General features: G+C 57.7%; 4 protein-coding genes and 1 pseudogene. All 5 read left to right on the top strand.

Features of this window, described 5'->3' with window-relative positions; genetic code table 11:
* A partial coding sequence (locus WN73_RS11945; protein WP_442870073.1) for a transposase occupies positions 1–361 on the top strand: 361 nt, incomplete at its 5' end.
* Positions 358–498 (top strand): hypothetical protein, encoded by a 141-nt coding sequence (locus WN73_RS44560; protein WP_442870074.1) that lies wholly within the window; start codon positions 358–360, stop codon positions 496–498. The genes WN73_RS11945 and WN73_RS44560, both read left to right, overlap by 4 nt.
* 77 nt (positions 499–575) lie before the next feature.
* Positions 576–770: a hypothetical protein gene (locus tag WN73_RS11950; RefSeq protein WP_271552915.1), complete on the top strand. Its 195-nt coding sequence runs from the start codon at positions 576–578 to the stop codon at positions 768–770.
* A gap of 190 nt (positions 771–960) precedes the next feature.
* Positions 961–1,380 (top strand): SET domain-containing protein-lysine N-methyltransferase, encoded by a 420-nt coding sequence (locus WN73_RS11955; protein ID WP_271552913.1) that lies wholly within the window; start codon positions 961–963, stop codon positions 1,378–1,380.
* Between the two features lie 474 nt (positions 1,381–1,854).
* Positions 1,855–2,284 (top strand): annotated as a pseudogene (locus WN73_RS11960) (transposase domain-containing protein); the annotation flags it as partial.
* Positions 2,285–2,465 lie beyond the last annotated feature (181 nt).

Below are 2,465 nucleotides of genomic sequence, written 5' to 3' on the forward strand. Positions count from 1 at the left end.
GAAGGAGGTCGAGGCGGATATCGCGCGTGAAGCGATGTCCGATCCGATCATTCGGCGGCTGATGACGCTCCCGGGTGTGGACATGACGGTGGCTTCGGGCGTGGCCGCGGCCGTCGGCGACATTCGGCGCTTTGCCGATCCGACCAGGCTGGTGAGCTACCTGGGGCTAAACCCGAGCGTAAGGCAGTCTGGCGAGGGCTCCGCCTACCATGGCAGGATCACCAAGCAGGGCGCGGCCAAGCTCGCGGAATGCTCGTCGAAGCCCGTTCGCCGGGACCGCTGCGTGCATTCTTCCAGCGCGTGGCTTCACGACGCGGCAAGCACATCGCGGCAGTCGCGACGGCGCGGAAGCTGGCGATGATCATCTGGCATATGCTGACCAAGAGCACTGACTACATCTGGACCAGGCCGGCCCTGCTGGCGCGCAAGTTCCGGAGCATCGAACTGCGCGCTGGATTACCCACCAGCCATGCCAAGCGTGGATCGGCCTATGATTAAAACATCCCCGCGAAGAGGGCTGAGGAACGAGCACGCGTGGAATCCGCCGAGAAGGAGTACACGAGGTTCACGTCCCGGTGGCGGGCAAAGCCACGATCCCGACACAGCAAGGCTTCCGCGACATAGGGCTTGTCTACAACATCCGTGTCGGTTGGCTTGCCGGCGGCCGAGAAAGTAAGCGTATCGCCACGCTGGTAGGGTTACAGGTCACGATCGCGCGACAGGAACTCGCCGCCTTGATCGACGCGGATCTTTGCTCGGAATCCCACTGACTTGCAGCCGCCTTCCAGCACCGACAAGTCGGCGGTCCCGTACAAGGCGATCCGCAGCAGCCGCTGCCGCAACAAATGCAAACAAATCCAAATCGGGACGGAGGCGCGATTAGACGACCCTACCGATTTGTGCAGGAGATTTCGCGGCTCAGGTCAGTTAGCTTGCTGAGTGTTAGGGGAGACTTCCTTAATGTTGATTGTCGAAACTGTTTTAAAGCCAGACCAGTTTGGCGGTATTGGACTTTTCTCCGCGACGCTTTTGCTCAAAGGTTCGCTGATATGGATTCACAACCCAATCGTTGACATCGCAGTGACGCCTGAGCAGTACGAAGCTCTAGCTCCAACATTTCGAGCTCTACTTGATAAGCATGCCTATCCAAGAGACTACAAGGCAAATGATGGTGTTATAGAGTACAATGCCGACAACGCCCGCTTCATGAACCACAGCAGTCAGCCAAACACATATCAAGACGATCATTGCCGACTTTTAACGGCGCGTGACGTACAACCTGGTGAAGAACTGACTCGCAATTATTTGTTTTTCGATCCGACGTGTGACTTATCGTGGAATGAAGAACCATCGGTGAATGTTGATGCCCCAACGGGCTAGGCGGCAGTGGATTGAGTTCGCGGTCTGACGGCTGATTCGTCGGCGAAATTTACGGGAAGAGTTTCGGCAACTAATTGTGGCCATCGACCGACCCAGCTTTTGCGGCAGCCTCCTCGAGCTTGAAGATCATTGCGAGCGCAGCCTTGTTCGACATCACTGGCGCGCTAAGTGCGGTGGGCCACGTCCCGGAGCGTGCTTTCGATGACGTATTGCCGCGACGTGGAGCTCACAACATCTGTAGAGCCTACCCTACGCAAGATCTCCGCAGATGCCCCTGATCTCGCACTTACTTCAGAATCTGACGACGCTCGATCAATTCCCAATCGCTGCTGAGATGGCGCAGGAACTGAGCCTCACAGTCTCTTAGCATGCGCTGAATGGGCTGCTTAACGTCAGAGCCGCAGATGTGCTGTTCACAAACGCACTTGATGAGATCGCTTGCGGCTCGATCTTTGCCCCTCGATTTACTTCCGCGCGCAGCGCAGAGGAAAAAGCAAGTCGCTTCTCCAGGACATGCACGCCTGGTTGTTGCGAGAGCGCGAAACCCTCTCGCGCTCCTCCGACGTACTGAAGCCTATGAACTACATGCTCAGGCGCTGGGACGACTTCGCCCACTTCCCATACGATGGCAAGATCTGCTTCACTAATGCGCTGAGCGCGCATTGAGAGGCAGGGAAGGCGCAACTAGACCTTAGCTGGTAGCCAGCGCGGCGCCGACCGTGTCGCCATCATGCTGACGATGATCACGACCTATCGCCTCAACGACGTTGATCCCAAGGCCTGGCTCGCCGAGGTCCTGGCCCGGATCGCCGATCTTCCCGGGTCGCGCCTGCACGAACTTCTGCCCTGGGAATGGAAGCTCCTGCGCCAGGCCGATAAGCCCGCCGGGTCAGCAGGCCACTGACCTTCGACCGATCATAGAGCTCGCTGTGCCCGCGCGCATGCGTCAATCAGGCGGTCTTCGTCGTCTTACGATTACCCACATTTTTGAGGTGCAGTGAGTCGAAAAACTTGAGTCTGCCAGAATCGCTCGTGATTCTTTGATGGGCACCTGATTCGAGAAGAGGTGCTCTATGGGACTGACC

The sequence above is a fragment of the Bradyrhizobium sp. CCBAU 45394 genome, assembly GCF_028128655.1.
Lineage (GTDB): Bacteria > Pseudomonadota > Alphaproteobacteria > Rhizobiales > Xanthobacteraceae > Bradyrhizobium > Bradyrhizobium diazoefficiens.

What these genes read in the sequence shown, in the direction of transcription:
- WN73_RS11955 (WP_271552913.1), top strand. Translation starts at nt 961, where the DNA reads ATGTTGATTGTCGAAACTGTTTTAAAGCCAGACCAGTTTGGCGGTATT.
- WN73_RS44560 (WP_442870074.1), top strand. Translation starts at nt 358, where the DNA reads ATGATCATCTGGCATATGCTGACCAAGAGCACTGACTACATCTGGACC.